The sequence below is a fragment of the Pelagimonas sp. KU-00592-HH genome, assembly GCF_040369695.1.
Classification (GTDB): Bacteria; Pseudomonadota; Alphaproteobacteria; order Rhodobacterales; family Rhodobacteraceae; genus Shimia.
In genome coordinates this window covers 202,518-223,880 of sequence record NZ_BAABWM010000001.1, presented here as the reverse complement: position 1 = coordinate 223,880, position 21,363 = coordinate 202,518, and the positions used below count along the sequence as shown (strand labels likewise).

The window sequence follows — 21,363 nt, the reverse complement described above, 5'->3', positions numbered from 1 at the left end:
ACGTCCCCAAGTTTTCCAAGAGAGGCCGCCGGAGCGATCCGGCGGTCTTTTTTGTTTCTGGGCATTATTGAGAGGGCGCACCTGAGACAGAATGATGGAGCCGGTGGCCAAGGGCAGGGCGGAAGGGGCAACGAAAAAGGCCTCCCGAGGTGGGAGGCCTTTTGGGGCGTTGATTTGTTGTGGGTTCAGCCGCGGGTGGCGGTGAGGGTGATGTCCACCTTGACCGGGAAGCCGAGGGAGCTTTCGTCAGGCATGGTGGCGCCGATGCCGAAATCCAGACGTTGCAGGGTGGTGGACGCGCTCATGCGGGCAGTGTCGCCCTCCAGTTCCAGCGAAAAGGGCAGGTCGAGCGGCTGCGAGGCACCTTTTAGGGTCAGGGTGCCTGAGGCGACATAGCCGTTTTCCGCAGGCAGAAGATCGGCCTTGAAGGTGGCGGTCGGAAAGCCGGTGGCATCAAGGAAATCGCCGCCCAATGCCTGATCGGTGACCGAGCCCAGCGTGAGAGAGGTGATGGCGATGGTGGCTTCGACCTCACCGTGTTTGCCGTTGGTCGCGGTTTCATCGAAGGCGATGGCGGCGGTCCAGTCGGCAAAGCTGCCGGTGACGTCCGAGCCGAACTGAACAACCGAGATCGACACCTGGCCTTCCTGAACCACCCATTCAGAAGGGGCGGCGGCGAGTGCCGGGGCGTTTGACGCGCGATCGTGGCCTGCGCCGGTCGACAGGATGCCGGCTGCGCCACCGATGATCAGGGCAAGGGCCCAGGTGGTGACAGCGGCGATCTGCGGCAGGCGCGAGTGGGCTTCTGGGTCCGGAGTCGGGGCCGAATTGCGGCCGGGCAACATGCGTTGCAGGGTCTGGTCGCGGTCGATGACAAAGTGCTTCAGCGCACCGCCGACGTGGGCGAGGATCGACAGGACCAGAACGATGATGAAGATGAAGTGCAGGCCGGAGAAGAGTTCGGACAGGGCTTCGTTCTTGGGTACGAAAGGCAGGTTCTGACCGAAGGGCCAGAAGATCGGGGCAAAGCCGGTGGTGGCGGAATGGTGAATCCAGCCGGTCAGTGGCACCATCAGCATGGAGCCATAAAGCAGCCAGTGGGCGGTATGGGCGCCGAAGGCTTCGAGCCTGTTTTCGCTGTTGAGCAGGCCGGGGCGCGTCTGGGTCATGGCCCAGATGATCCGCAAGAGGGCCGTGAAGAACGCGGCGACGCCGACGGTTTTGTGCAGCGAAAACAGGAGCGCCTTGAAGGCAAGCTGTTCGCTGTCTGCGAAGGGCGCTTTTTCCGCGAAGAAGCCAAGAGGAATGGCTGTCAGGATGAGGAGGGCGGTCAGCCAGTGGAAGGTCTTGGCGACGCTGCCATATTGGCTGTGCGTGTTGGAGGCGGGCATGGGGAGCTCCTGTTGCGTGTCTTGTTCCTAGATAAATGTGGAGACGCGCTGCGGAAAGCTCTCTTGCCGCACATAAGTGGTGCAGGAATGCGCAAGGGCGTTGCGCCTGCGCGCGGCAAACGGTATTCCGGCTGAAACCACTAGATTTTGGGGGACTTCATGAGCCGAGCATTTGTATTTCCGGGACAGGGTGCACAGACCATTGGCATGGGCAAGGCGCTGGCGGATGCCTACCCGTCGGCCAAGGCCGTTTTCGACGAGGTCGACGAGGCCCTTGGGGAAAAGCTGAGCGCGCTGATCTGGGAAGGTGAGCAGGATCAGTTGACCCTGACGCAGAATGCCCAGCCCGCGCTGATGGCGACCTCGCTGGCGGCCATGGCGGCGCTGAAGTCGGAAGGCGTGCCGATCGAGGCCGCGTCTTATGTCGCGGGTCACAGCCTTGGTGAGTATTCCGCGCTGGCGGCGGCAGGTGCCCTGAGTATTGCCGACACGGCGCGCCTGCTGCGGACGCGTGGCGAGGCGATGCAGGCAGCGGTTCCGGTAGGTGTTGGCGCTATGGCGGCGCTGCTGGGGTTGGATTTCGAGACGGCACGCGAAGTGGCCTCGGAAGCGGCACAGGGCGAAATCTGCCAGGCGGCCAATGACAACGATCCGGGGCAGGTTGTGGTGTCAGGCCACAAGGGCGCGGTTGAACGTGCGGTGGAACTGGCCAAGGAGAAGGGGGCGAAACGTGCGGTTCTGCTGCCGGTGAGCGCACCTTTCCACTGTGCCCTGATGAAGCCGGCTGCCGAGGCAATGGCCGAAGCCCTGAGCCATGTTGACCTCGAGATGCCTGCGGTTCCGGTGGTGGCAAACGTGATTGCCGAGCCGGTAAAGGACGCCGCCACCATCCGTTCGCTGCTGGTCGATCAGGTGACCGGCTCAGTGCGCTGGCGCGAATCGGTTTCGTGGATGAGCCAGAACGGTGTCACCGAGGCCTGGGAAATCGGTGCCGGCAAGGCGCTGTCGGGCATGATCCGCCGTATCGACCGTGCGATTGCCTGCAAGGCGGTTGGCACTCCGGACGACGTAAAGGCCGCCGCAGCCAGCCTGGCGCAGGGCTGAGACAGAACAACTTCCGTCCTGTTCGGCGTCTTGGCGGGTGGGAGGATTGAGATGAATAAGGAACATTCAAATGTTTGATTTGACTGGAAAATGCGCACTGGTAACCGGTGCGTCGGGCGGTATTGGTGGCGAGATCGCCAAGGCCCTGCACGCGGCGGGCGCAACCGTGGGCCTGTCTGGCACCCGTGTTGAGCCGTTGGAGGCGCTGGCGGCGGAATTGGGCGAGCGCGCGCATGTGCTGCCGTGCAACCTGAGCGATGCCGAGGCCGTGGATGCCCTGCCGAAACAGGCCATCGAGGCCATGGGCAGCGTCGATATCCTGGTGAACAACGCCGGGATCACCCGCGATCAGATTTTCATGCGCATGTCGGATGACGAGTGGCAATCGGTTCTGGATGTGAACTTGACCTCGACCATGCGTCTGTGCCGTGGCGTGATGCGCCCGATGATGAAATCGCGCTGGGGCCGTATCATTAATATCTCGTCGATTGTTGGCGCAACCGGCAACCCCGGACAGGCGAACTATGCGGCCTCGAAGGCCGGTATGGTTGGTCTGAGCAAGTCGATTGCCTATGAAGTGGCCAGCCGTGGCATCACCGTGAACGCGGTTGCGCCGGGGTTCATTGCCACCGCGATGACCGACAAGCTTAACGATGACCAGAAGGGCAAGATCAACGCCCAGATCCCGGCTGCGCGTATGGGTTCGCCCGAAGAGATCGCGGCGGCGGTTCTGTATCTGGCCAGCAATGAAGCCGGTTATGTCACCGGTTCGACCTTGCATGTGAACGGTGGCATGGCCATGCTGTAAGCGGATTGCCCCCGATCAGGATGGTCGGGGGTTGTTCCGTTGGCAGGAGATGCCATATTGCGAAAGCGTTTGCCTTGGCATGAGGATGTGCTATAGGCGGCGCAGATTTATCGAGGGTGTGCTTGGGTTCACCCGTGAATTGCCGGTTCGCCGGTGAACAAGAGCCGCCCTTCGGGGCACAAACCAAACCCGCCATCGGGGCGGGCGATCACAGGGCCTCGGGCCCATGACGAATGAGGAATTGACATGAGCGACGTCGCAGACCGCGTGAAAAAGATCGTTGTAGAGCACCTGGGTGTTGAAGAAGACAAAGTTGTTGAGAACGCTTCGTTCATCGACGACCTGGGCGCAGACAGCCTTGACACCGTGGAACTCGTGATGGCTTTCGAAGAAGAGTTCGGCATCGAGATCCCGGACGACGCAGCCGAAACCATCCAGACCTTCGGCGACGCAGTGAAGTTCATCACTGAAGCTTCCTAAGTTCTGACGCCTTTCGAGGCGTAGAAGAGCCCCTGCCGAAAGGCGGGGGCTTTTTCGTTTTTGGGGCAGTTTTGCCCGCGTTGCCGGATTCGACTTCGATTTTGCCGATTTGGGAATATCACCCTGCGGTGTTAGGCTTTCATCCTGAGAGGGGCCGATGTGGAGAGGGCCATACATTTTCCGGGAGGAAACCATGATCGTATATCCAACAATCGAATTGAAAGGCGGCAAGTGCGTCTCGCTGTATCGCGGGCGTCCGGAGGAGCCGACAATCTGGCACGTGGATCCGGTGAAAACGGCGCAGTCCTTCGTGGAGAGCGGTGCCGAGTGGCTGCATGTGACCGACATGGACGCGTTGTTCGGGGACGGCAATAACGACGAGCTGATCGAAGACATCATCCGCACAGCCGGAGCATCTGTGCAGGTTGGCGGCGGTGTGCGGTCGCGTGAGCGGATCGAGAGCTGGATCGACAAGGGCGCGGGCCGCGTTGTGATCGGTACGCTGGCGGTGCAGGATTCGAACCTCGTGAAGGAGATGGCGAACCGCTATCCGGACCAGATTGTCGTGGCGATTGACGTCTTCGAAGGCAAGCTGATGACCGATGGCTGGCGCAACTCTGGCGCGCTTGAGCCGCAGGATGTGGTGAAGGCCTATGACGACGTTCCGCTGGCCGGTGTTCTGGTGACGGATATTGACGCTGATATTGGCGATCAGGACGGCCAGCTTGGTGTCATTTCGGGCATTTCCGCGGCGACGCGCCATCCGGTGATCGCCCGTGGCACCGTGCATGCGTCGGATGATGTGTCGCGTCTGAAATACGTGTCCAATATCTCGGGGACGCTGATCAGCAAGTCTTTGTTCACCAAGGATGTTGATCTTGGCGAGGCACTGGCGCTGGCCCAGCCCGAACCGGAAGCGCGAGCGGCGTTCCAGTAAGCAAAAGATGTGACCCAAGGTCACCTATGGCGCTGGCCCAAGCCGGGTTGGCGCTATTTCTTTGGGCGGAAGGCAACCGATTGACTTCGTGAGGCTTGCCCCCATGTGCAAAGGCGCGGTAAGAGCGTGCAAGCAATTGAGGAAAGGGCAACATCATGCGTCGTGTCGTCGTTACTGGTCTGGGTTTGGTTACACCGCTTGCAAGCGGGGTCGAGGAAACCTGGTCGCGTATTCTTGACGGTCAGTCCGGGGCAGGGCCCATCACCCGTTTCAATACGGAACGCGTGACGACCAAATATGCCTGCGAAGTGCCTTATGGCGACGGAACTGACGGCACCTTCAACCCTGATGACTGGATGGCGCCGAAAGAGCGCCGCAAGGTGGATGACTTTATCCTCTACGGTCTGGCCGCTGCCCAGCAGGCGGTGGAAGACTCGGGCTGGAAGCCGGAAGAGACCGAGGCGCGTGAACGCACCGGTGTGATGATCGGGTCGGGTATCGGCGGTTTGCAGTCGATCGAACAGACCACGCTTTTGATGGCCGAAAAAGGCCCGCGCCGGGTATCGCCGTTCTTTATTCCGGGTGCCCTGATCAACCTGATTTCCGGTCAGGTCGGCATTCAATACGGCTTCAAAGGCCCGAACCACGCGGTTGTGACCGCCTGTTCGACCGGTGCGCACGCGATTGGTGATGCAGCCCGTCTGATCATGTTCGGCGATGCGGATGTGATGGTTGCCGGTGGTGCAGAAGCGGCGATCTGTGAAATCGGCATCGCGGGCTTCAACGCCTGTAAGGCGCTGTCGACCTCGCGCACGGAAGACCCGACCATTGCCAGCCGTCCCTATGACGCGGACCGCGACGGTTTCGTGATGGGCGAAGGGGCCGGTGTCGTGGTTCTGGAAGAATACGAGCACGCGGTTGCCCGTGGTGCGAAAATCTATGCCGAGGTTCTGGGCTATGGCCTGTCGGGTGACGCCTATCACATCACTGCGCCGTCGGAAGATGGTGAAGGCGGTGAACGTTCGATGCGCGCAGCGCTGAAGAACGCAGGTCTTGAGCCGAAGGACATTGATTACATCAACGCGCACGGCACCTCGACGATGGCCGACGTGATCGAACTGGGCGCGGTTGAGCGCATGATGGGCGAGGCAGCGGGCAAGGTGACCATGTCTTCGACCAAGTCGATGACCGGCCACCTGCTGGGTGCGGCTGGCGCGATCGAAGCGATCTTCTCGATCCTCGCGATCCGCGACCAGGTTGCGCCGCCGACCATCAACCTTGATACGCCGGCGGTTGAGACGCCTGTTGACCTTGCTCCGAACAAGAAGGTCGAGCGCGAGATCAACGTGGCGCTGTCGAACTCGTTCGGTTTCGGCGGCACCAACGCATCGGTGATTTTCGGAAAGGTCGACTAAATGTGGCGACACATCGCGTCGAACGCGATAACGCTGCTGATCGTGGCAGTGTTCCTTTTGGGCGGCGTCGTGATCTGGGGGAAATCCCAGTATGAAGGCGCTGGCCCGCTGGGCGAGCCGATCTGTCTGCGTGTTGCGCCCGGATCGACCATGAGCTGGGTGTCGCGTGATCTCGAGACACGCGGCGCGGTCAGCAATGGCGCGATTTTCCGGATTGGTGCGGATTACACCGAGAAAGCCGACAAGCTGAAAGCGGGATCCTTCCTTGTACCTGCCGGTGCGTCGATGGAAGAGATCGCCGATATCGTCACCCGTGGCGGGGCAAGCACTTGTGGCACCGAGGTGGTGTATCGCATAGGTGTGACCCGTCAGGCGGTGCAGGTGCGCGAGCTTGATCCTCAGACCGGCAAGTTCGTGGAAGTTGCGGCGTTCAACCCTGTTGAGGGCGAGACACCGGATGCCTTTACCAAGGTGCGTGCGCAGGCGGATACCCGGTATCGCATTGCCATTGCCGAAGGCGTGACCAGCTGGCAGATCGTGGATGGCCTGAAGCGAGTGGATCTTTTGAACGGCGAGGTCGATGTGCCTGCCGAAGGATCGCTGGCGCCCGATAGCTATGAAGTGCGTGTAGGTGACAGCCGAGCCTCGGTGATCGAGCGGATGCAGGACGCACAGGACGTGCTTGTGGCCGCCGCCTGGGAGGCGCGTTCGCCGGATACACCGCTGAAATCACCGGAAGAAATGCTGGTTCTGGCCTCGATCATCGAGAAGGAAACCGGTGTGCCGGAAGAACGTCGTCAGGTGGCGAGCGTGTTTACCAACCGTCTCAAGCGGGGCATGAAGCTGCAAACCGACCCGACGGTGATCTATGGCATCACGCGTGGCGAAGGGGTGCTGGGCCGTGGCCTGCGCCAGAGCGAATTGCGCCGCGAGACACCGTGGAACACCTATGTGATCGAGGGCCTGCCGCCGACACCGATTGCCAACCCGGGCCGTGCGAGCCTTGAGGCGGCGGTTGATCCGGACGAGACCAATTTTATCTTCTTTGTTGCGGATGGGACCGGTGGTCACGCTTTTGCGCGGACGCTGGAAGAGCACAACCGCAACGTGGCCAAGTGGCGCCAGATCGAGGCGGAACGGGCCAACCAGTAAGGTTATCTAAATTTCAGTTGAGGGCGTCCGGATGGGCGCCCTTTTGCTTTGGTGTGCCCTCTGCCTGCGTGCGCTGCGTTAACCGGAAATCGGTGGCCTCTGCCTAGCGTGCCTTTGGCGGGACGGGGGTGTTGTCTCGCGGTCGGGGGAACGTGGGCAGTGTGAGGCAGCAGGCAACTTATGACGACATCGATACCGCCAACCGGAGGCCACGCGCTTGAGGGCGAGGTGACCCATGTCAGGGCGCTTTTGGCGGGGTTGGCTCGCACGATCCGGGGGCTTCAGCAACGCTTGCAGACGGGAGAGGCGCAGACCCTGGCCGAGGCGGGGGCGGCGATGGCCGAGCTGCGCGCGATGGTCCGTATTGCCATAGAGACGGAGAAACGGTTTGAAAAATGCCAGCAGCAAGAGACGGGACGCGGCGATGCACGACGGCTCGAACTTGAAACCGCAAGGGATACGATCGGGCGCCGTCTTGATCGCCTCAGAGCCGCACGAGATGCGGGAGAGGTTTCTGAATGACCTGAGCGAGGGAGAGCTGCTGGCTCTGCCCTACCTGTTCGAGTTCTGGGCGTTTGATCACCAGTTGCCACCCGAAGGGGACTGGACGACCTGGGTGATCCTGGGCGGTCGCGGGGCGGGCAAGACACGCGCCGGAGCGGAATGGGTCAGGGCACAGGTCGAGGGCAACGGGCCGGAAGATGCGGGGCCAGCCAGACGTGTGGCGCTGGTGGGCGAGACGGTGGATCAGGTGCGCGAGGTGATGGTTTTTGGGGATAGCGGCATCCTTGCCTGTTCCCCGCCTGACAGGATGCCGGTTTGGGAGGCAGGGCGCAGACGGCTTGTCTGGCCTAATGGCGCAGTGGCGCAGGTGTTTTCCGCGCATGATCCCGAGAGCCTGCGCGGGCCGCAGTTTGATGCGGCCTGGGTGGACGAGCTGGCGAAATGGAAAAAGGCCCAGGAGACGTGGGACATGTTGCAGTTCGGATTGCGTCTTGGGGCGCATCCGCGGGTCTGTGTGACCACGACGCCGCGCAATGTCGAGGTTCTGAAGGCGTTGTTGTCGCGCGAGGGAACCGTTGTCACACGGGCTGCGACCGAGGCCAACCGGGCGTTCCTTGCCGAGAGTTTTCTGGCGGAAGTGCGGGCGCGCTATGCAGGTACACGGCTGGGGCGGCAGGAGTTGGACGGGGTGCTTCTTGACGAGGAAGACGGCGCCTTGTGGTCGCTGGACATGCTGGACGGGTTGCGTGTGGAAGGCGTGCCGGACCTGGACCGCATCGTTGTCGCCGTTGATCCGCCCGTGACCGGGCATTCGGGGTCAGATGAATGTGGGATCATCGTGGCTGGTGTCGTGACGCGCGGGGATGTCGGGCATTGGCAGGCCTATGTGCTGGACGATGCCACGGTCAGTGCGGCGAGCCCTGCGGCCTGGGCGCAGGTGGCGGTTGCGGCGATGGAGAGCTGGCAGGCGGACAAGCTGGTGGCGGAGGTCAATCAGGGTGGTGACCTGGTGGCCGAGGTGGTGCGCCAGATCGATCCGATGGTGCCGTTCAAGGCGGTGCGGGCATCGCGCGGGAAGGTGGCGCGGGCCGAGCCTGTGGCGGCGCTTTATGAACAGGGGCGGGTGCATCATGTGGGTGCGCATTCGGCGCTTGAGGATCAGATGCGCCGCATGACGCAGGCCGGCTATCAGGGGCAGGGCAGCCCCGACCGTGTGGATGCGCTTGTCTGGGCCTTGCACGAGCTGATGGTGGAACCCGCGGCCAAGTGGCGGGCGCCCCGTATGCGCGGTCTCTGAGCACCGTACGGTGGCGAGGGCGCGAATTAACGAATTTCCCGCAGAGTGTGTCTTGTCCGGAGCGAAGAACACAGACCGGTCCAGAGCAGGAGCAACATAAAGATGCTATTCGATTTTTTTCGACACCATGAGGCAGAGGCTGCGCCGGAGCAGAAGGCAAGTGCGACCGGCCGTGTGGTGAGCTGGCACAGCGCAGGTCGTGTGGCCTGGAGCCCGCGTGACACTGTTTCCCTGACCCGGACCGGGTTTTCGGGCAATCCGGTGGGGTATCGCTGTGTAAAGTTGATTGCCGAAAGCGCGGCGGCCCTGCCTTTGGTCTTGCAGGACGGGGTGCACCGCTACGAAACGCACCCGTTGGTGTCCCTGTTGAAGGCGCCGAATCCGGCGCAGGGGCGGGCCGAGCTGTTCGAGGCGCTGTTTGGCCAGATGCTGTTGTCCGGTAATGGCTATGTCGAGGCCGTGGGCGGTGAAAGCGGCGTGCCGCTGGAACTGCACGTGCTGCGCTCGGACCGGATGAACGTGGTGCCGGGTGGGGATGGCTGGCCGGTGGCATATGAATACAGCGTCGGCAATCGCAAACACCGGTTTGACATGACCGCCGGTCAGCCGATCTGTCATTTGCGAAATTTCCATCCGCAGGATGACCATTACGGGTTTTCGCCGCTGCAGGCGGCGGCGATGGCGGTGGACGTCCACAATGCGGCGTCGCGGTGGTCAAAGGCGCTTTTGGACAATGCCGCGCGGCCTTCGGGGGCGATCGTCTACAAAGGTGCGGATGGTGCCGGCGGCCTGAGCGCGGATCAGTATGACCGTCTGGTCGGAGAGATGGAAACCCACCATCAGGGCGCGCGCAATGCCGGACGGCCGATGTTGCTGGAAGGTGGGCTGGACTGGAAGCCGATGGGATTTTCGCCGTCGGACATGGAGTTCCAGAAGACGAAAGAGGCCGCCGCGCGCGAGATTGCCCTCGCCTTTGGGGTGCCACCGATGCTGTTGGGTATCCAGGGGGACGCGACCTATTCCAATTATCAGGAGGCGAACCGCGCCTTTTATCGGCTGACGGTGCTGCCGCTGGCGACGCGGGTCGCACAAAGCGTCGGGGCGTGGCTGACCAAATTCTCAGGCGAGGATCTGACCTTGAAGCCCGACCTTGACCAGGTGCCCGCATTGGCCGCCGAGCGGGATGCGCAGTGGGCGCGGGTGCAGGCGGCGGATTTCCTGACACAGGCCGAAAAGCGCCGCCTGCTGGGCCTGCCGGTCGAGGCGGATGGGGCTGCGGATGAGTGATGGCAAGCGGTTTGGGTTCGAGGCTTTTGACTGTGCGCCGGCTTTGCGGCTGGAAGCGCACGAGCGGGTGGCCAAGTTGCAGTTCGACAGTCTGAACCGGCGTTTGGACAAGATCGAGGCGTTGATCGAGCGGCTGGAGAAACGGCTTTGGTTAACGGTTTACGGGGTGGTCGGGGTGATCCTGGCGCAGGCGCTTCAATCGCTTCTGACAGTCACCCCCTAGGGATACGAGAGGACGGAACATGCAGGTGGATACGGGGCTGGAGCATAAGTTCGCGCGCTTTGGGGCGGCGATTTCGATGCAGGACGACAACGTGATTGAAGGCTATGCCAGCCTGTTCGGCAAGGCCGATCAGGGCGGCGATGTAGTGGCGAAAGGGGCCTATGCGACCTCGCTCAAGACGCTGCTGGCCGAGGGGCGGGCGGTAAAGATGCTCTGGCAGCACGATCCGGCGCAGCCGATCGGCGTCTGGGAAGAGGTGCGCGAGGATGACAGGGGGTTGTGGGTCAAGGGGCGGCTTCTGCCGGATGTCGCCAAGGCCCGCGAGGCGGCCGCGCTGATCGGTGCGGGGGCGATTGACGGGCTGTCGATCGGCTATCGTACGCTGCGGGCAACAAAGAACACCAAGGGCGAACGGCTCTTGCAGGAACTGGAGCTTTGGGAGGTCTCTCTGGTGACCTTTCCGATGCTGCCCAGTGCGCGTGTGTCGGCCAAGGGGGAGAGCCCCGAGGCGCAGACACTGCGGGAGATGGCGGCGGCCTTCGAGGGCGCCCGCCGGGAGCTGAGGCGCGAGTCGCGTCCGGCGTAACTCAAGGTTCGAGGAAAAATGGATGGGTAAGACCGAGACGAAGGCTCGGGCCGGAGAAGGCGTGTCTCTGGCAGCCGAGGTGAAGTCCTCCGTGCAGGGTTTCATGTGCGATTTCAGTGACTTCAAAGATGATATTCACGCGCGACTTAAGAAACAGGAAGAGCAATTGACCATGCTTGATCGCAAATCTCAGACTATCGCACGGCCCGCGCTGGCGGCCGCAACCGATTTTGACGCACCGCATCAAAAGGCGTTCACCGCCTATCTGCGTTCGGGCGAGGACGACGCGCTGCGCGGCCTTGACCTTGAGGGCAAGTCGATGTCGACGGCTGTCAACAGTGACGGCGGATACCTGGTGGACCCGCAGACGGCGGACACCATCCGTTCGGTGCTGAACACCACGGCCTCGATCCGTTCGATTGCCAATGTGGTGAACGTCGAGGCCACGTCCTATGACGTGCTGATCGACACTTCGGATGCCGGCGCGGGCTGGGCGGATGAGACCACGAGCACCACCGAAACCGGCACGCCGAACATCGAGCGCATCACGATTGGCCTGCACGAGTTGTCGGCGCTTCCCAAGGCCTCGCAGCGTCTGCTGGATGACAGCGCCTTTGACATCGAAGGCTGGCTGGCTGGGCGTATCGCGGACAAGTTCGCCCGTGCCGAGGCCGCGGCCTTTGTGAACGGTGACGGCATCGACAAACCGACGGGTTTCATGTCGCACCCGATTGTGGCCGATGACAGCTGGAGCTGGGGCAACCTTGGCTATGTCGCGACGGGCATCGATGGCCAGTTCGCCGACGGTGATGCGCTGATCGACGTGATCTATGCGCTGGGGGCGGACTATCGCGCCAATGCGAGCTTTGTGATGAACTCCAAGACCGCCGGTGCGGTGCGCAAGCTGAAGGACAACGATGGTCGTTTCCTCTGGGCTGACAGCCTTGCTGCGGGCGAACCTGCACGTCTGCTGGGCTATCCGGTGATGATCGCCGAAGACATGCCGGACATCGCGGCAGGTGCCAATGCGATCGCCTTTGGTGATTTTGCGGCCGGCTACACGATTGCGGAACGTCCGGACCTGCGCGTCCTGCGTGATCCGTTCAGCGCCAAGCCGCATGTGCTGTTCTATGCGACCAAGCGCATTGGCGGCGACGTGAGCGATTTCGCGGCGATCAAGTTCGTGAAGTTCTCGTCAACTTGATGAGCGAGAGGCAGGGCGGTTCGGCCGCCTTGCCCGGGCGTGCGCCGCGTTTAGGCGTTGTCAGGCAGTCCCCTCGGCCGGATCGGTGCGAGTGGTGCGCGCCCGAATTGTCCGAGGGAAGTAAGTTTCCGGAGTTTTTCCATGATGTTAGTCGAAGAGACATCGGTGCCCCTGGCGGTGCTCCCGGTTGCACAGTTCAAGGCCCATCTGAGATTGGGCAGCGGGTTTTCCGAGGACAGCCTTCAGGACGGTGTTCTGGAAAGCTTCCTTCGGGCGGCCATGGCGGCTGTCGAGGCGCGGACCGGAAAGGTATTGATCGCGCGGTCGTTCCTGTGGACGCTGCAAGACTGGCGCAACGAACAAGGGCAGGGCTTGCCCGTGGCCCCGGTCAGCGCCGTGACTTCGGTGTCGCTCGTTGATGCGGCCGGCGATGATGCGGTTGTGGCGCCAAGCGCCTATCGCCTTATTGCTGACGGCCTGGCGCCCGAACTGCGCCCGGTGGGGGGATGCCTGCCATCGGTGCCGCACAACGGGCAGGTCGAAATCAGATTTGACGCCGGTTTTGGCGCGGCATGGGAGGATATTCCCGCTGATCTGCGGCAGGCAGTCTTCCTGCTGGCGGCGCACTACTATGAGTACCGCGATGAAACCGCGCTGTGTAGCGGCTGTATGCCCTTTGGCGTGAGCAGCCTGATCGAGCGGTACCGTCCGGTGCGTCTGGGGGGCACGCGATGAGCCGGGTGCATCTTTCCCGCCAGCTGACGCTGGAGGCGGTCGAACGGGTGGCCGATGGGGCCGGTGGCTATAACGAGACCTGGCAGACGCTGGGTTTGGTTTGGGCCGAGGTGACGGCACGCAGCGGTCGCGAGCGCGATGGTGGTGACGTCACGCTTTCCTCTACGCGCTATCGGATCATCCTGCGCGCGGCCCCCTTGGGACTTTCGTCGCGTCCGAAACCGGGGATGCGGTTTCGCGAAGGAAGCCGAGTTTTCACGGTCCTTGCTGTGGCCGAGCATGATGCGGCCGGCCGCTATCTGAGGTGTGAAACGGCAGAAGAGGTGGTGGTATGAGCTATGGTGTTTCTGTCGCGCTTCAATCGGCAATCTATGATTTTTTACAGTCGGATACGCTGCTTTCCTCACTTCTTGGTGGAGCGGTGTATGACGCACTTCCTGCGGGTGATTTGCCGGCGACCTATCTTGTCCTTGGTGCGGAAACCGCTTTGGATCGGTCTGATGGATCGGGTGCGGGCGCAGAGCATCGCCTGACCATTTCGGTGGTCTCGCAGGCGGCGGGTTTTGCCGAGGCCAAGGCCGTGGCGGCCGCGGTTTGCGATGCGCTGCAGGGGGCGGACCTCACGCTTTCGCGGGGACGGCTGGTGTTCCTGAATTTCCAACGCGCGGTGGCGAAACGGGTTGGTAGCGACAACCAGCGCAGGATCGACCTGCGGTTTCATGCGCGTGTCGAAGACGATTAACAACATATCGGAGTGACGAATATGGGTGCCCAGAATGGCAAGGATCTTCTGATCAAAGTGGACCTGACCGGAGATGGTCAGTTCGAGACAATCGCGGGGCTGCGGGCGACGCGGGTGAGTTTCAATGCCGAAAGCGTTGATGTCACCAGCCTCGAGAGCCAGGGAGGATGGCGTGAACTGCTGTCAGGCGCAGGGGTGAAATCGGCGGCGATTTCCGGTTCGGGCGTGTTCAAGGACGCCAATACAGACGAACGCGCGCGCCAGATTTTCTTTGACGGTGAAACCCCCGGTTTCCAGGTCATAATTCCCGATTTCGGCGTTGTCGAAGGGCCGTTCCAGATGACGGCGATCGAATACGCAGGCAGCCACAACGGCGAGGCGACCTACGAGATGTCGATGGCCTCTGCCGGGGCGCTGACCTTCGTGGCGTTGTGAGCATGGTGAACCCCTGGGCCGGCGAGGTGGCGCTGGAGATCGACGGCCAGCGGCATGTTCTCAAGCTGACGCTTGGGGCGCTGGCCGAGCTGGAGGCGGGTCTCGAGAGTGAAACCCTGATCGGCCTCGTGGAACGCTTTGAGAGAGGCCGGTTCCAGACGCGGGATGTTCTGGCGCTGATCGTGGCCGGATTGCGTGGTGGCGGTTGGCAGGGGACGGCACGGGATCTGTTGCAGGCCGAAATCGCTGGCGGGCCGATGCAGGCTGCGAAGGTGGCGGCCGATCTTTTGGCGCGGGCATTTGCAGTACCGGAAGGTTCGGATGGCGGGGCTTGATTGGCCGGGGCTGTTGCGGGTCGGCCTGCAGGGCTTGGGCCTGCGCCCTGCCGAGTTCTGGGTGCTTACGCCGGCAGAGTTGAATCTGATGCTTGGCACACGGGGCGCGGCGCAGACGATGGATCGTGCCGGGCTGGATGCCCTGCTTGCCGCTTATCCTGACAGGAGGGAAGGACAGGACAATGACTGAGAGCGATGGATTGGATGACTTCGCCGACCAGGTTGACGCGCTTGAGGCCAATTTGGCCCAGGTCACATCGGTTGCCGCGAGTTTCGATACGGAGTTGCGCACGATACGCCGTTCCCTGTCGGCGACTGGACAGGACGTGAAGACGCTGGAGCGTGGTCTGAGCCGTGGATTGCGCAAGGCCTTTGAGGGGCTGGTGTTTGATGGCGACAGCCTTTCGGAGACCTTGGACCGGATGGCGCGGACCATGATGAACACCGCCTATAACGCGGCGCTGCGCCCCGTGACGGACCATTTCGGCGGCATGATCGCAAACGGCATTGGCGGCCTTGTGCAGAACGTTCTGCCATTCGAACAGGGCGGCAGCTTTGTGCAGGGGCGCGTGATGCCCTTTGCCAAAGGCGGTGTCGTGACGGGCGCGACCACTTTTCCGATGCGGGGCGGTATCGGGTTGATGGGCGAGGCCGGACCGGAGGCCGTGATGCCGCTGGCGCGTGGTCCCGACGGGCGGCTTGGGGTGCAGGCGGCGGGAAGCGGGCGTGCCGTCAACGTTGTGATGAACATCCAGTCGCCGGATGCCGAGAGCTTCCGCCGCTCGTCGGGGCAAATCGCTGCTCAGATGGGGCGTGTTCTGGGGCGCGGGCAGCGCAACCTTTGATCGGAGGAATGTGACATGGGATTTCATGAGGTGCGGTTTCCGGCCAGCCTGAGTTTCGGGTCTGTTGGGGGGCCGGAGCGGCGCACGGATGTGGTGACGCTGGCCAATGGTTTCGAAGAACGCAACACGCCCTGGGCACATTCACGCCGCCGCTATGATGCGGGTGTGGGGATGCGCAGCCTGGATGATGTTGAGCAGCTGATCGCCTTTTTCGAAGCACGACGCGGGCAGCTTTACGGATTTCGCTGGAAAGACTGGTCGGATTTCAAATCCTGCCCTGCCTCGGGCGAGGTGGGATACCGGGATCAGACCATTGCCGTTGCGGATGGCGAGAGGGCCAGTTTCGCCCTTCAGAAAACCTATGTGTCGGGCGAGGGGCGCTATGACCGCCCGATCTGCAAGCCGGTCGCCGGTACGGTGCGCATGGGTATCGAGGGGGACGAGATGTTCGAGGGCGTGCACTATGAAGTGGATGTCGCCACGGGGGTCGTGACCTTCGACAAGATCCCCGACGAGGGGCGCGAGATCACCGCAGGGTTCGAATTTGATGTGCCGGTGCGGTTTGACACGGATCGCATCCAGACAAGCGTGGCGAGTTTCCAGGCGGGCGATGTGCCCAATGTGCCGGTTGTCGAGGTGCGGGTCTGATGGCGCTTCAGGAGGCATTGCAGGCGCATCTGCAAACGGGGTTGACCACGGTGTCTCGCTGTTGGGGTATTCGTCGGTCGGATGGTCTGCGATACGGGTTCACCGAGCATGATCGCGACCTCGCGTTCGAAGGGTTTGTTTTCAAGGCAGAGACCGGCTTGACGGCGCTGGCGATTGAACAGGCGACCGGGTTGTCGATCGACAACTCCGAGGCACTTGGCGCGCTGAGCGATGCGGGGATCACCGAGACCGATATCGAGGCCGGCCGTCTGGACGGGGCCGATGTGACCTGTTGGCTGGTGAACTGGGGGGACGTGACCGAGCGCAGCCTCGTGTTTCGTGGGCAGATCGGCGCTTTGACCCGTGCGGGCGGTGCCTTTCGCGCCGAGTTGCGGGGCCTGAGCGAGATGCTGAACCGTCCCATCGGGCGCGTTTACCAGAAACCTTGTACGGCTGTGTTGGGGGATGCCGCCTGTGGCTTTGATCTGGACGGGGCGGGTTATCATACGCTGCTGACCGTTGAAGAGGTGCAGGAGGGCCGTGTGTTTCGCTGGGCAAGCCTTGCGGGGTTTGAGGACGGTTGGTTCACCCGTGGGGCGCTTTCCTTGCATTCGGGAGAGGCCGCTGGTTTGCGGGGGATGATCAAACGGGATGCGTTTGAGGCGGATGGCAGGCGCGTTGTGGAACTGTGGGAGCCGATCCGGGCCAGTATCAACGCTGGGGACGAGGTGCGGTTGGATGCGGGCTGTGACAAGCGGTTTGAGACCTGTCGTCTGAAGTTCGCCAATCAGCTCAACTTTCGGGGGTTTCCCGACATTCCGGGCGAGGATTGGCAGATGAGCTATCCTAAGCAGAGCGGCGTCAACACCGGCGGGAGCCTGCGGGGATGACGGCGGTTGTGTCCCTGGCGCGGGAGTGGATTGGTACGCCCTATCGGCATCAGTGCGCCGTGAAGGGCGCGGGCTGCGACTGCCTTGGGCTGGTGCTTGGGGTTTGGCAGTCGCTGAACGGTTGCCTGCCCGAACCTGTGCCTGCCTACACGATGGACTGGTCCGAGCCGCAGGGCGATGAGGTTCTGTGGCAGGCTGCGGCGCGGTGGTTGGTTGCCAAACCGCTTGAGGATGAGGCCCCGGGCGATGTTCTGTTGTTTCGGATGCGGGCGGGCAGCGTTGCCAAGCATCTGGGGATTGCGGGGCGAACCGGCGCGAGGGCGAGTTTCATTCACGCCTATGCCGGACGGGTCGTGGCCGAAAGTGCGCTGAGCACACCGTGGCGCCGCCGGATTGTGGCGCGGTTTTCATTTCCATTGGAGGGTGTGTGATGGCGACACTTGTTCTTTCGGCTGCCGGTGCGGCGATTGGGGGCTCGATCGGGGGCAGTGTTGCGGGTCTGTCGGCGGTTGCGATTGGCCGTCTGGCAGGTGCGACGCTGGGCCGTGCCATTGACCAGCGCATTCTTGGCGATGGCACGCAGGCCGTCGAGACAGGCAAGATCGAACGGTTTCGCCTTAATCAGGCGTCCGAGGGGCGGCCCGTTTCGCAAGTCTATGGGCGGATGCGGATTGGCGGACAGGTGATCTGGGCAACGCGCTTTGCCGAAAGCGTTGCGGTCAGCGGGGGCGGCAAGGGCGCAGCGCCCCAGCCGGAGGTGCGCGACTATAGCTATACCGTTTCGCTTGCCATCGCGCTGTGTGAGGGCGAGATCAGCCATGTGGCGCGGGTCTGGGCGGATGGTGTCGAAGTCGCGGCCAGCGATCTGAACATGCGCGTCTACAAGGGGACGCAGACGCAACTGCCCGATCCGTTGATCGAGGTGGTTGAGGGAGAGGGGCTTGTGCCTGCCTATCGCGGCACGGCCTATGTGGTCATGGAAGACATGCCGCTTGCGCCCTTCGGGAACCGTGTGCCGCAGTTTTCTTTTGAAGTGTGCAGGCCCACCCCCAAGGAACAAAGCGCGGCGCAGGGCGATATTGCCCATGCGGTCGAGGCCGTCGCTCTGATGCCGGGCACCGGAGAGTATGCGCTGGCCACAACCCCTGTGTTCGTAAGTGGCGCGCCGGGCCAGTCGCAGAATGCCAACGTAAATTCCCCGTCGGGCCAGACGGATTTTGTGACATCCGTTGACGCGCTGGACAACGAATTGCCCAACTGCGGTGCGGTGTCGCTGATCGTGAGCTGGTTCGGGGATGACCTGCGCTGTGGTGACTGCGAGATCCGGCCCAAGGTCGAGCGCAAGGAAGCCGATGGCAGCAATATGCCATGGCAGGTGTGCGGTGAGACGCGGGCCGCGGCCGAGGAGATTGCCCGGATTGAGGACCGTCCGATCTATGGGGGGACGCCTGCGGATGCCGCGGTGATCGAAGCGATCCAGCACCTGAACGAGGCGGGTAAGGGCGTGATGTTCTATCCCTTCCTGTTGATGGAGCAGTTGGCGGGCAATGGCTTGGCCGATCCGTGGAGCGACAATGCCGATCAGCCGGTGCTGCCCTGGCGTGGGCGGATCACGACGTCGAAGGCGGCGAGTCAGGCGGGATCGCCGGATGGCACGTCGGCGGCAGAGGCAGAGGTGGCGGCCTTTTTCGGGAGTGCGGCGGCTTCGGATTTCATGGTAGGCGAGGGAACTGTGTCCTACAGCGGGCCACAGGAATGGCGCTACCGTCGGTTCATCCTGCATTGCGCCGCCCTTTGTGCTGCGGCTGGTGGGGTCGAGAGCTTTTGTATCGGGTCGGAAATGCGAGGGCTGACACAGATACGCGGGGCAGGGAACCAGTTTGTCGCCGTGCAGGCCTTGCGGGCGCTGGTGAGCGAGGTTCGCGCGCTTCTTGGACCAGAGGTGAAGCTGACCTATGCGGCCGACTGGAGCGAATACTTCGGCTACCACCCACAGGATGGATCGGGGGATGTGTTTTTCCACCTCGATCCGCTTTGGGCCGATCCCGAGATCGCCTTTGTGGGCATCGACAACTATATGCCGCTTTCGGACTGGCGTGAGAACGAAGACCACGCCGATGCGGATTGGGGATCGGTTTATAATCCCGACTACCTCAAGGCCAATATCGAAGGGGGCGAGGGGTACGAGTGGTTCTACCATTCGAGTGAGGCGCGCGCGGCGCAGATCCGCACGCCGATCACCGATGGCGCGCATGATGAGCCTTGGGTGTTCCGCTACAAGGACATTGCCAACTGGTGGGGGCAGGATCACCACGAGCGCATTGGCGGTGTGCGTCAGGAAGACCCGACGGACTGGGTGCCGCAATCCAAGCCCATTGTCTTTACCGAAATGGGCTGTGCAGCTGTAGACAAAGGCACGAACCAGCCCAACAAGTTTCTTGATCCCAAGTCGTCGGAAAGCAGCCTGCCGCGATATTCGGACGGACGCCGTGACGATCACATCCAGGCACAGTACCTGCGGGCGATGACCTCCTATTGGGGGGATAGTGAAAACAACCCGGTCTCGGAGATTTATGGCGCGCGGATGGTTGATGTGAGCCGCGCCCATGTCTGGGCCTGGGATGCGCGCCCGTTTCCGTTCTTTCCCAATAGCCGCGATCTCTGGAGTGACGGCGCAAGCTATGCGCGGGGCCACTGGATCAACGGGCGTAGCGCGACGCGGCCGCTGGCCTCGGTGGTGGCCGAGATTTGCCTGCGTTCGGACATGCCGCATTTCGATGTCTCGCAGCTGCACGGTGTCGTGCAGGGATACGTGGTGGGCGAGGTCAGCGATGCGCGGTCCGCTCTCCAGCCCCTGATGATGCAACACGGGTTTGATGCCGTGGAACGGGACGGGGTGATAGAGTTCATCATGCGCGCTGGGCAAGAGGTGCATGTGTTGGACACCGATCGCTTTGCCGTATCCGAGGATATAGACGGGACCGTTGACCGGCAGAGGGATGCCGAAGCCGAGACCACGGGGCGTGTTCGGGTTCAGTTTGTCGAAGCCGATGGCGACTTTGCCGCCCTTGCCGAGGAAGCGGTTCTTCCCGAAGACGCGACACACGGGATAACGGGGGCTGAGCTGCCGATCAGCATGGGACGCGCCGAAGGGCGCCAGATTGCAGAGCGTTGGTTGAGCGAGGCACGTGTGGCGCGTGAGCGGGCACGCTTTGCCCTGCCGCCGTCCGCTATGGATATTGGCGCGGGCGACGTGGTGAACCTGACGGGCGACGGTGGCCCGTTCCGTATCGAGCGTATCGAGCAGGGGCACTACCAGATCGCCGAGGCCGTGCAGATCGAAGCCTCGATCTACAAGCCAACCGGCTATGAGGATCAGGCGGCCAGCACCAGGCCCTTTGCCGCGCCGGTACCGGTTCTGCCGCTCTTCATGGACCTGCCGCTGCTGACTGGTGACGAAACGCCCCACGCGCCGCATCTGGCAGTCACGGCAACGCCCTGGCCGGAGAGTGTCGCCGTCTATGGCTCGGACAGGGATGCCAACTATGCGCTGACCCAACTCGCCACCAATCGCGCCACGATTGGTGTCACGGAAAGCGCCCTCTGGCGCGCGCCGACGGGGCTTTGGGACGAGGGGCCGGTGCTTCAAGTCAAAATCCTGTCCGGTGCCTTTGAAGGCGTCGATCAGGCTGCGCTGTTGGCAGGCGGCAATGCCGCGGTGATCGGGGATGGCACGCCGGGCAACTGGGAGGTGTTCCAGTTCCGCGATGCCGAACTTGTGGCGCAGGACACATGGTGGCTGCGGGGGCGGCTGCGGGGGCAGCTTGGGACGGACGCCTTCATGCCGGAGGTCTGGCCACAGGGCTCTTGGGTTGTGCTTCTGAACACGGCGGTCGAACAGCTTGACCTCGCGCCCTCGACGCGCGGGCGTCAGCGGCATTATCGCATTGGTCCGGCGCAGCGGGGGTATGATGATCCGTCCTATCTGCACCAGACACATGCCTTTGCGGGCGCTGGGCTGCGCCCCTACAGCCCGTGCCACCTGAGTGCGACAGAGCAAAGCTCGGGCGATCTTGCGGTGACCTGGGTGCGCCGGACGCGGTTTGATGGCGATGATTGGGAGGTGCCGGAGGTGCCTTTGAACGAGGAGCGGGAGGCCTATGCCCTTCGTGTTCTCAAAGACGGGGCCGTGGTGCGCGAAGAGGAGATCTCGCAACAGGCTTGGGATTACACGATGGCAGATCAGTCTGCGGACGGTATTGCGCCCCCCTATGAGATCCAGGTGGCGCAGGTTTCGGGGCGATTTGGACCGGGGCCATTTGCTTCGCTGACCATTTCCGCCTGA

At 62.6% G+C, this 21,363-nt stretch carries 24 protein-coding genes; 23 read left to right on the top strand and 1 reads right to left on the bottom strand.

The window, feature by feature from the left end; all coding sequences use genetic code 11:
• Positions 1–185: 185 nt before the first annotated feature.
• Positions 186–1,391 carry a cytochrome b/b6 domain-containing protein gene (locus ABWV42_RS01125; RefSeq protein WP_353338528.1) on the bottom strand — a complete coding sequence of 402 codons (1,206 nt, stop codon included), beginning with the start codon at positions 1,389–1,391 and terminating at the stop codon, positions 186–188.
• Between the two features lie 159 nt (positions 1,392–1,550).
• Between ABWV42_RS01125 and fabD the strand changes: the two genes are divergently transcribed.
• The 23 genes from fabD (at position 1,551) to ABWV42_RS01010 (ending at position 21,363) form a co-directional block, all read left to right on the top strand.
• Positions 1,551–2,495 carry an ACP S-malonyltransferase gene (fabD, locus tag ABWV42_RS01120; RefSeq protein WP_353338527.1) on the top strand — a complete coding sequence of 315 codons (945 nt, stop codon included), beginning with the start codon at positions 1,551–1,553 and terminating at the stop codon, positions 2,493–2,495.
• 70 nt (positions 2,496–2,565) lie between these two features.
• Positions 2,566–3,303: a 3-oxoacyl-[acyl-carrier-protein] reductase gene (gene fabG, locus ABWV42_RS01115; protein ID WP_255108308.1), complete on the top strand. Its 738-nt coding sequence runs from the start codon at positions 2,566–2,568 to the stop codon at positions 3,301–3,303.
• 246 nt (positions 3,304–3,549) lie between these two features.
• Positions 3,550–3,783: an acyl carrier protein gene (locus ABWV42_RS01110; protein ID WP_073249626.1), complete on the top strand. Its 234-nt coding sequence runs from the start codon at positions 3,550–3,552 to the stop codon at positions 3,781–3,783.
• A gap of 193 nt (positions 3,784–3,976) precedes the next feature.
• Positions 3,977–4,720 (top strand): 1-(5-phosphoribosyl)-5-[(5-phosphoribosylamino)methylideneamino] imidazole-4-carboxamide isomerase, encoded by a 744-nt coding sequence (locus ABWV42_RS01105; RefSeq protein WP_255108306.1) that lies wholly within the window; start codon positions 3,977–3,979, stop codon positions 4,718–4,720.
• A gap of 155 nt (positions 4,721–4,875) precedes the next feature.
• A complete protein-coding gene (fabF, locus tag ABWV42_RS01100) occupies positions 4,876–6,135 on the top strand; it encodes a beta-ketoacyl-ACP synthase II (protein ID WP_255108304.1) in 1,260 nt (419 codons plus the stop codon).
• Entirely contained in the window at positions 6,136–7,287 is a 1,152-nt protein-coding gene (gene mltG / locus ABWV42_RS01095; RefSeq protein WP_353338526.1) for an endolytic transglycosylase MltG, read from the top strand. It begins immediately after the preceding gene.
• Positions 7,288–7,467: 180 nt separating this feature from the next.
• Complete coding sequence (locus ABWV42_RS01090) at positions 7,468–7,809, top strand: hypothetical protein (protein ID WP_353338525.1); 342 nt, start codon at positions 7,468–7,470, stop codon at positions 7,807–7,809.
• A complete protein-coding gene (locus tag ABWV42_RS01085; RefSeq protein WP_353338524.1) occupies positions 7,787–9,088 on the top strand; it encodes a DNA-packaging protein in 1,302 nt (433 codons plus the stop codon). Before ABWV42_RS01090 ends, ABWV42_RS01085 begins: the two co-directional genes overlap by 23 nt.
• Before the next feature lie 102 nt (positions 9,089–9,190).
• Positions 9,191–10,375 (top strand): phage portal protein, encoded by a 1,185-nt coding sequence (locus ABWV42_RS01080; protein ID WP_353338523.1) that lies wholly within the window; start codon positions 9,191–9,193, stop codon positions 10,373–10,375.
• Positions 10,368–10,598, top strand: a complete 231-nt coding sequence (locus ABWV42_RS01075) for a GTA head formation protein, RCAP_rcc01685 family (protein ID WP_255108292.1) — start codon at positions 10,368–10,370, stop codon at positions 10,596–10,598. The genes ABWV42_RS01080 and ABWV42_RS01075 overlap by 8 nt, the downstream gene beginning before the upstream one ends.
• A gap of 19 nt (positions 10,599–10,617) precedes the next feature.
• Complete coding sequence (locus ABWV42_RS01070; RefSeq protein ID WP_353338522.1) at positions 10,618–11,184, top strand: HK97 family phage prohead protease; 567 nt, start codon at positions 10,618–10,620, stop codon at positions 11,182–11,184.
• Positions 11,185–11,206: 22 nt separating this feature from the next.
• Complete coding sequence (locus ABWV42_RS01065; protein ID WP_353338521.1) at positions 11,207–12,388, top strand: phage major capsid protein; 1,182 nt, start codon at positions 11,207–11,209, stop codon at positions 12,386–12,388.
• A gap of 141 nt (positions 12,389–12,529) precedes the next feature.
• The gene (locus ABWV42_RS01060) at positions 12,530–13,123 is read left to right on the top strand and encodes a head-tail connector protein (protein WP_353338520.1); all 594 of its coding nucleotides are present in this window, start codon (positions 12,530–12,532) and stop codon (positions 13,121–13,123) included.
• Positions 13,120–13,458: a head-tail adaptor protein gene (locus tag ABWV42_RS01055; protein ID WP_353338519.1), complete on the top strand. Its 339-nt coding sequence runs from the start codon at positions 13,120–13,122 to the stop codon at positions 13,456–13,458. The genes ABWV42_RS01060 and ABWV42_RS01055 overlap by 4 nt, the downstream gene beginning before the upstream one ends.
• Positions 13,455–13,865, top strand: coding sequence for a DUF3168 domain-containing protein (locus ABWV42_RS01050; RefSeq protein ID WP_353338518.1), 411 nt, complete (start codon positions 13,455–13,457; stop codon positions 13,863–13,865). The genes ABWV42_RS01055 and ABWV42_RS01050 overlap by 4 nt, the downstream gene beginning before the upstream one ends.
• A gap of 21 nt (positions 13,866–13,886) precedes the next feature.
• Complete coding sequence (locus tag ABWV42_RS01045) at positions 13,887–14,300, top strand: phage major tail protein, TP901-1 family (RefSeq protein ID WP_353338517.1); 414 nt, start codon at positions 13,887–13,889, stop codon at positions 14,298–14,300.
• A gap of 2 nt (positions 14,301–14,302) precedes the next feature.
• Positions 14,303–14,635, top strand: coding sequence for a gene transfer agent family protein (locus ABWV42_RS01040; RefSeq protein ID WP_353338516.1), 333 nt, complete (start codon positions 14,303–14,305; stop codon positions 14,633–14,635).
• Positions 14,622–14,825, top strand: a complete 204-nt coding sequence (locus ABWV42_RS01035) for a rcc01693 family protein (protein ID WP_353338515.1) — start codon at positions 14,622–14,624, stop codon at positions 14,823–14,825. The genes ABWV42_RS01040 and ABWV42_RS01035 overlap by 14 nt, the downstream gene beginning before the upstream one ends.
• Entirely contained in the window at positions 14,818–15,480 is a 663-nt protein-coding gene (locus ABWV42_RS01030) for an RcGTA-type gene transfer agent tail tape measure protein (protein WP_353338514.1), read from the top strand. Before ABWV42_RS01035 ends, ABWV42_RS01030 begins: the two co-directional genes overlap by 8 nt.
• 15 nt (positions 15,481–15,495) lie before the next feature.
• Complete coding sequence (locus ABWV42_RS01025; protein ID WP_255108273.1) at positions 15,496–16,128, top strand: DUF2460 domain-containing protein; 633 nt, start codon at positions 15,496–15,498, stop codon at positions 16,126–16,128.
• Positions 16,125–17,018 (top strand): phage/gene transfer agent baseplate hub protein, encoded by an 894-nt coding sequence (locus tag ABWV42_RS01020; protein WP_502930944.1) that lies wholly within the window; start codon positions 16,125–16,127, stop codon positions 17,016–17,018. The genes ABWV42_RS01025 and ABWV42_RS01020 overlap by 4 nt, the downstream gene beginning before the upstream one ends.
• Positions 17,015–17,449 carry a C40 family peptidase gene (locus ABWV42_RS01015; RefSeq protein WP_353338512.1) on the top strand — a complete coding sequence of 145 codons (435 nt, stop codon included), beginning with the start codon at positions 17,015–17,017 and terminating at the stop codon, positions 17,447–17,449. The genes ABWV42_RS01020 and ABWV42_RS01015 overlap by 4 nt, the downstream gene beginning before the upstream one ends.
• Entirely contained in the window at positions 17,449–21,363 is a 3,915-nt protein-coding gene (locus ABWV42_RS01010) for a baseplate multidomain protein megatron (RefSeq protein WP_353338511.1), read from the top strand. The genes ABWV42_RS01015 and ABWV42_RS01010 overlap by 1 nt, the downstream gene beginning before the upstream one ends.

Excerpts from the sequence above, each read along its gene's own strand:
- ABWV42_RS01125 (WP_353338528.1), bottom strand. The coding sequence starts at position 1,391 with ATGCCCGCCTCCAACACGCACAGCCAATATGGCAGCGTCGCCAAGACC.
- fabD (WP_353338527.1), top strand. The coding sequence starts at position 1,551 with ATGAGCCGAGCATTTGTATTTCCGGGACAGGGTGCACAGACCATTGGC.
- fabG (WP_255108308.1), top strand. The coding sequence starts at position 2,566 with ATGTTTGATTTGACTGGAAAATGCGCACTGGTAACCGGTGCGTCGGGC.
- ABWV42_RS01110 (WP_073249626.1), top strand. The coding sequence starts at position 3,550 with ATGAGCGACGTCGCAGACCGCGTGAAAAAGATCGTTGTAGAGCACCTG.
- ABWV42_RS01105 (WP_255108306.1), top strand. The coding sequence starts at position 3,977 with ATGATCGTATATCCAACAATCGAATTGAAAGGCGGCAAGTGCGTCTCG.
- fabF (WP_255108304.1), top strand. The coding sequence starts at position 4,876 with ATGCGTCGTGTCGTCGTTACTGGTCTGGGTTTGGTTACACCGCTTGCA.
- mltG (WP_353338526.1), top strand. The coding sequence starts at position 6,136 with ATGTGGCGACACATCGCGTCGAACGCGATAACGCTGCTGATCGTGGCA.
- ABWV42_RS01090 (WP_353338525.1), top strand. The coding sequence starts at position 7,468 with ATGACGACATCGATACCGCCAACCGGAGGCCACGCGCTTGAGGGCGAG.
- ABWV42_RS01085 (WP_353338524.1), top strand. The coding sequence starts at position 7,787 with ATGCGGGAGAGGTTTCTGAATGACCTGAGCGAGGGAGAGCTGCTGGCT.
- ABWV42_RS01080 (WP_353338523.1), top strand. The coding sequence starts at position 9,191 with ATGCTATTCGATTTTTTTCGACACCATGAGGCAGAGGCTGCGCCGGAG.
- ABWV42_RS01075 (WP_255108292.1), top strand. The coding sequence starts at position 10,368 with ATGAGTGATGGCAAGCGGTTTGGGTTCGAGGCTTTTGACTGTGCGCCG.
- ABWV42_RS01070 (WP_353338522.1), top strand. The coding sequence starts at position 10,618 with ATGCAGGTGGATACGGGGCTGGAGCATAAGTTCGCGCGCTTTGGGGCG.
- ABWV42_RS01065 (WP_353338521.1), top strand. The coding sequence starts at position 11,207 with ATGGGTAAGACCGAGACGAAGGCTCGGGCCGGAGAAGGCGTGTCTCTG.
- ABWV42_RS01060 (WP_353338520.1), top strand. The coding sequence starts at position 12,530 with ATGATGTTAGTCGAAGAGACATCGGTGCCCCTGGCGGTGCTCCCGGTT.
- ABWV42_RS01055 (WP_353338519.1), top strand. The coding sequence starts at position 13,120 with ATGAGCCGGGTGCATCTTTCCCGCCAGCTGACGCTGGAGGCGGTCGAA.
- ABWV42_RS01050 (WP_353338518.1), top strand. The coding sequence starts at position 13,455 with ATGAGCTATGGTGTTTCTGTCGCGCTTCAATCGGCAATCTATGATTTT.
- ABWV42_RS01045 (WP_353338517.1), top strand. The coding sequence starts at position 13,887 with ATGGGTGCCCAGAATGGCAAGGATCTTCTGATCAAAGTGGACCTGACC.
- ABWV42_RS01040 (WP_353338516.1), top strand. The coding sequence starts at position 14,303 with ATGGTGAACCCCTGGGCCGGCGAGGTGGCGCTGGAGATCGACGGCCAG.
- ABWV42_RS01035 (WP_353338515.1), top strand. The coding sequence starts at position 14,622 with ATGGCGGGGCTTGATTGGCCGGGGCTGTTGCGGGTCGGCCTGCAGGGC.
- ABWV42_RS01030 (WP_353338514.1), top strand. The coding sequence starts at position 14,818 with ATGACTGAGAGCGATGGATTGGATGACTTCGCCGACCAGGTTGACGCG.
- ABWV42_RS01025 (WP_255108273.1), top strand. The coding sequence starts at position 15,496 with ATGGGATTTCATGAGGTGCGGTTTCCGGCCAGCCTGAGTTTCGGGTCT.
- ABWV42_RS01015 (WP_353338512.1), top strand. The coding sequence starts at position 17,015 with ATGACGGCGGTTGTGTCCCTGGCGCGGGAGTGGATTGGTACGCCCTAT.
- ABWV42_RS01010 (WP_353338511.1), top strand. The coding sequence starts at position 17,449 with ATGGCGACACTTGTTCTTTCGGCTGCCGGTGCGGCGATTGGGGGCTCG.